At 68.5% G+C, this 5400-nt stretch carries 6 protein-coding genes; 2 read left to right on the top strand and 4 right to left on the bottom strand.

The window, feature by feature from the left end; genetic code table 11:
- Positions 1–146 (top strand): hypothetical protein (locus E6J58_24145; protein ID TMB31776.1); only part of this gene is annotated, 146 nt, incomplete at its 5' end.
- Positions 147–160: 14 nt separating this feature from the next.
- Here E6J58_24145 and E6J58_24140 read toward each other — a convergent pair.
- Positions 161–361 (bottom strand): hypothetical protein, encoded by a 201-nt coding sequence (locus tag E6J58_24140; protein ID TMB31775.1) that lies wholly within the window; start codon positions 359–361, stop codon positions 161–163.
- Between the two features lie 124 nt (positions 362–485).
- Here E6J58_24140 and E6J58_24135 point away from each other — a divergent pair, with 124 nt between their 5' ends.
- On the top strand, positions 486–878 hold the full coding sequence (locus tag E6J58_24135) for a hypothetical protein (GenBank protein TMB31774.1): 393 nt from the start codon (positions 486–488) through the stop codon (positions 876–878).
- Between the two features lie 34 nt (positions 879–912).
- On the opposite strand, the gene E6J58_24130 is transcribed toward E6J58_24135, so the two are convergent.
- The 3 genes from E6J58_24130 to E6J58_24120 are packed head-to-tail and all read right to left on the bottom strand — an operon-like array spanning position 913 to position 5329.
- Positions 913–2091, bottom strand: coding sequence for an acetyl-CoA C-acyltransferase (locus E6J58_24130; protein ID TMB31773.1), 1179 nt, complete (start codon positions 2089–2091; stop codon positions 913–915).
- Positions 2088–4190 carry a 3-hydroxyacyl-CoA dehydrogenase gene (locus E6J58_24125; protein ID TMB31772.1) on the bottom strand — a complete coding sequence of 701 codons (2103 nt, stop codon included), beginning with the start codon at positions 4188–4190 and terminating at the stop codon, positions 2088–2090. Before E6J58_24125 ends, E6J58_24130 begins: the two co-directional genes overlap by 4 nt.
- The gene (locus E6J58_24120; protein ID TMB31771.1) at positions 4187–5329 is read right to left on the bottom strand and encodes an acyl-CoA dehydrogenase; all 1143 of its coding nucleotides are present in this window, start codon (positions 5327–5329) and stop codon (positions 4187–4189) included. Before E6J58_24120 ends, E6J58_24125 begins: the two co-directional genes overlap by 4 nt.
- Positions 5330–5400 lie beyond the last annotated feature (71 nt).

The raw sequence follows: 5400 nt of genomic DNA, 5'->3' as shown, positions 1-5400 counted from the left end.
AGGCCCAGAAGGGCTTGCGTGATCCCATTACGACCGAGATCGCGCCGGCCGGGCCGTTCTGGATCGCCGAGACTTACCACCAGCAATGGGACGAGCGGCACGGCAGCTTGTCTTGCCCGCTGCCGCACCGCGCGCGCCGCAACTAGCGGGGCGTGCTGATTCAGCGGGCAACCGGGTCCACCGGATCCTGGTCCGGCGTCGGCGGTCGGTTCTTCCAGATTGCGTCCTTCTGGCGCTCGTCGAGCTTTCGAGCGCCGACCTCACCCAACTCGCCCGCGTCGTCGATCTTCGGTGGCGGCGGTTCGTTCGCCGGATCCGGCGTGCCGATACGGTCCGGCTTGTCGCGGTTGCCTTGGGCCATGAGGGACTCCTTCCCCAGGGAAGCTCAACCGATGACGGCTTCCGTGCAACAGGCGCGGGCTTCGCCGCCCGTAGGCGGAACAAGGCTGCAGGCGGCCGATGGATCCATGCGACACTTTGAAATCGTGGACGAAACGAGCATCAAGACCTCCGACCAGCGCTGGCTGGAGCGGCTCGCGCGCGCTTACAAGGAGCGCATGCCGGTCTCGTTGGTCGACGACGCCAATGTCGGGATCGATCCGTCGACGCAGACCATCTTCCAGCTCGCGCGGGCGGCCAGACTGTCCTCGCGAGAAATCGCTGGGGCGGGGGTTGCCCTGGGCATGAGCGCGGCCGGAATCGCCATGGTGGGGCTTGCGGTCCTCGATCCCGAGCCCACCAGCAAGCTCGGACTGCTGATCGGCGGCGGGATCACCTGCCTTCTTGGAGGCGGCTTCTCCGCCATCAAGATCCTGACTCGCGAGAAGCCGCCCACCGTGCGCGTCACGCCCTCGGGCTTCAGGATCGAGTGGGACTGATCCAACCTGCGGGGTCTCACCATCGCGCGAAAGCTCAGGTCACCTCGAAGAGCCCGGCCGCGCCCATTCCGCCGCCGACGCACATGGTGACGACGACGTACTTCACTTTGCGCCTGTGTCCCTCGATCAGGGCGTGACCGGCGAGCCGGGCGCCCGACATGCCGTAGGGATGGCCGATGGCGATGGCGCCGCCGTCGACGTTGAGCCGGTCGTCCGGGATGCCGAGCTGGTCGCGGCAGTAGATGACCTGCACGGCAAAGGCTTCGTTCAGCTCCCAGAGCCCGATGTCGTCCATCTTCAGACCGGTGCGTTCCAGGAGGCGCGGCACGGCGAACACCGGGCCGATTCCCATCTCGTCGGGCTCGCACCCGGCCACGGCGAAGCCGCGGAAGATCCCCAGCGGTCGCAGACCTCGCTTCTCTGCCAGCTTCGCCTCCATCACCACGCAGGCGGAGGCACCGTCGGAGAACTGGCTGGCATTGCCAGCCGCCACCACTCCGCCGGGGATAGCGGGCTTGATCTTCGCGATTGCTTCCACGGTGGTGTCGGGGCGGATCCCTTCGTCGGCGGAGAGCGTCACCTCGCGCGTCGAGAGGCGGCCGGAGTCCTTGTCGGCGACGCCCATCAGCGTTGTGAAGGGGACGATCTCGTCGGCGAATTTCCCCGCCGCCTGGGCAGCGGCAGCCCGCTGCTGGCTTCGCGCGCCGTACTCGTCCTGCTTCTCGCGCGAGATCCGGTAGCGCTTCGCCACGTTCTCGGCGGTCTCCAGCATGCTCATGTAGATGGCCGGCTTGTGCTCGAGGAGCCAGGGGTCCTCGAACATGTGCTGATTCAGCTCCTGCTGGACGCAGGAGATCGACTCGATGCCGCCCGCCACCATCACCGGCACCCGGTCGACGATCACGCGTTGGGCGGCAAGGGCGATGGCCTGCAGCCCGGAGGAGCAGAACCGGTTGATGGTGGTGCCGGCAGTGGTGACCGGAAGACCGGCGCGCAGTGCGATCTGACGGGCCACGTTCCCGCCGGTGGTGCCCTCGGGCAAGGCGCAGCCCATGATCACGTCCTCCACCTCGGACGGGTCGATCTTTGCACGCTCCACGGCAGCGCGGACGACATGAGCGCCCAGGGTCGCGCCGTGGGTCATGTTGAGGGCGCCTCGCCAGGACTTTGCCAGACCGGTGCGGGCGGTGGAGACGATGACGGCGTCGGTCATGGCGCGCTCCCCGATGCGCTGAAGGATTTCCCTTCGGCAGCGAGCTTTGCGAGCAGAGGCGCTGGCTCCCATGCCGCAGGATCGCCGTGCGGGTTCTTCGCCAGCCGGCGCATGGACCGCACGACGCTGTAGAGGCCGAGCGAATCGGCGTAGTGCATTGGCCCGCCGCGCCAAGGCGGAAAGCCGTATCCGGTCAGGTACACGACGTCGACGTCGGACGCGCGCTGAGCGATGCCTTCCTCGAGGATCTTCGCTCCTTCGTTGACGAGGGCAAAGATGCAGCGCTCCACGATTTCCTCGGCGGGAACGTTGCGCCGGACGATGGCCATCTCGCGCGACGCGGAGACGATCAGCTCCTCCACCACGGGATCGGGGATGGCGTCGCGCCGCCCCGGCTCGTACCGGTACCAGCCGGCGGAGGTCTTCTGCCCGAAGCGCCCCATCTCGCAGAGCCGGTCGGCGATCACCTGCCGCCGCGAGCCCGGGTGCTCTGCGTAGCGGCGCTTGCGGATGAACCAGCTCACGTCGCCGCCTGCGAGGTCCGACACGCGGAAAGGGCCCATGGCCATGCCGAACTTCTCCATGACCCCGTCGACTTGTTGGGGCAGCGCTCCCTCCTCGATGAGCAGCAGCGCCTGCTCGACGTAGCGCGCGAGCATGCGGTTGCCGATGAAGCCGTCGCACACGCCGGAGACGACACCGGTCTTTCCCAGTTTCTTCGCCAGGCCGAGCACGGTGGCGAGTACGTCCTTGGCGGTCTCGCGGCCGCGCACGATCTCCAGCAGCTTCATCACGTTCGCCGGGCTGAAGAAATGAGTGCCGATCACGTCGGCGGGACGGCGGGTGAAGGCGGCAATCCGGTTCAGGTCGAGGGTCGAGGTATTGCTGGCGAGGATCGCGCCTTTCTTCATCACCTCGTCGAGCTGTCGGAAGACGCCCTCCTTCACTGCCAGATCCTCGAAGACCGCCTCGATCACGATGTCCGCCTGGGCGACGTCCGCATACGAGAGAGCCGGCTGAAGGAGCGACATCCGCTCGCCGACCTGCGCGGAGGTGAGCTTTCCCTTCTTCGCGCTCGCCTCGTAGTTCTTGCGGATGGTGGCGAGCCCCTTGTCGAGCGCCTCCTGCTTCACTTCCAGCACGCGCACCGGAATGCCCGCGTTGGCGAAGCACATGGCGATGCCGCCGCCCATGGTACCGGCGCCGATCACGGCCGCGGAGTGGATCGGTCGGGTAGCCGTGTCCTCGGGTACGTCCGGCACCTTCGAGGCGGCACGCTCGGCCAGAAAGGCGTGTCGCAGGGCCTTCGATTCCGGAGAATTCAGCAGCTCGATGAAGAGGCGCCGTTCGACCAGCGCTCCCTGTTCGAACGGCTCGAGGGAGGCGGCGACCGCCTCGACGCACTTGAGCGGCGCCGGATACCCCTTGGCCACCGCGGCGACGCTGTTGCGCGCGAACTGCAGGAACGCCTCGGCATCTGGATGGGTGACGCTGCGCTCGCGCACGATCGGAAGCGGCCGTCGCGAGGCGACGCGGTTCGCGAAGGCGACCGCGCCGGCGAGGAGGTCACCCTCGATCACCTCGTCGAAGAGGCCCGTCTTGGCCAGCATCGTCGCAGGCACCGTGGCGCCGGAGACGATCAGGTTGAGCGCGGTCTCCAGGCCGAGCACGCGCGGAACCCGCTGCGTCCCGCCGGCGCCGGGAATCAGGCCGATCTTCACCTCCGGCAGCGAGATCTGCGTCGAAGGCGCCGCGACGCGATAGTGGCAGCCCAGGGCGAGCTCGAGGCCGCCGCCCATCGTCACCCCGTGGACGGCAGCGACGACCGGCTTCTCGCTCCGCTCGATCTCGCGGATCACCGCGAGGAGGTTGGGCTCCTGCAGCGATTTCGGCGTGCCCAGCTCGTGGATGTCTGCGCCGGCGGAGAAGGACTTGCCGGCGCCTGCCAGGACGACCGCAGAGATCGCCGGATCGGCGGTGGCGCGGTCGAGCCCCGCCACGATTGCGGTGCGCACCGCGTATCCGAGGCCGTTGACCGGCGGATTGTCCAGTCGGATCACCGCCACTGCGCCCTGCGTCGTGTAGTCCGCTCCGCTCATGTGCCCTCCGCTTGCGCGCTCGCCGCGACGAACTGCTCCAGGTGGTGCGCGGTGTCGCCCAGCGCCATCTCCAGCGCCGTCAGCCGGCGGAAGAGGTGGCTGACCGCGATCTCATCGGTGACGCCCATACCGCCATGGAGCTGCACCGCCTCCTGGCCGACGTAGCGGCACGCGTTGCCCACCACCACCTTGGCGGCCGCCAGCGCGCGGCGGCGCTCGCGTCTGGACGGCTCCGAGGCGCGCATTGCGGCAAGGTAGCTCATCGAGCGCGCCTGCTCGACATGGATGAGCATGTCCGCCATGCGATGCTGCAACGCCTGGAACCGGGCGATGGGAACGCCGAATTGCTGGCGTGTCTTCGTGTACTCGACGGTCGCGTCGAGGGTGGCCTGCAGCGCGCCCACCGCTTCCGCGCAGCGGACTGCGAGCCCCTGATCGAACGCGGTCGCGAGTGCGGCGAAGGCGGTCCCGTCCGCGCCGATGAGCGTGCCGGGCGCGTCCGCCAGCTCCACGTCGGCGGCGCACATGCCGTCGAGCGTACGGTATTGCGAGAGCGCCACGCCGGGACCTTCGCGCGGCACCGCGAAGACCGAGATGCCGGTGGCCTCGTCGGCAGCGCCCGACGTCCGCGCCGAGACCAGCAACAGATCGGCGGCAGGCGCGTGCAGCACCACAGACTTGCGCCCCTTCAATACCCAGCCGCCGCCACCGCGCCGTGCGCTGGTGGCGACGCGGTGCAGATCGTAGCGGGCAGCAGGCTCGAAGTGCGCCGGAACGGCGATCCGGTCGCCGGCGGCCATGGGGACGAGCATCTCCTCGCGCTCCTTCGCCGAGCCCAGCTCGCGGATGAGGACGGTGCCGATGATGGCCGAGGAGACCCAGGGCTCGAGCAGCATGGCCGTTCCCGTCGCGGTTGCGGTGAGCAGCGTCTCCACCACTGCCGGCGCCATCCCGCCCTGCTCCTCGGGGACCTGCAGCGAGAGCAGGCCGAGCTCCGCCAGCTTCGACCAGGTCTCCCGGCTCCATCCTTCGCGCGAGTCGAGGATCTTCCGCCGCGCATCGAACCGGTACTGCTCGGCGAAAAACCGCTGGACCATGTCGCCGAGCTGCTGCTGCTCGGGAGTCGGACTGAACCGCATGAAAGCTCCTACAGCCCGAGGATCGTCTGGGCGATGATGTTCTTCTGGATCTCGTTCGAGCCGCCGTAGAT

The organism is Deltaproteobacteria bacterium, assembly GCA_005879535.1.
Taxonomy (GTDB): domain Bacteria; phylum Myxococcota; class Myxococcia; order Myxococcales; family 40CM-4-68-19; genus 40CM-4-68-19.
The sequence above is the reverse complement of the archived record's forward strand: the minus strand, read 5'-3'. Positions and strand labels throughout refer to the sequence as shown.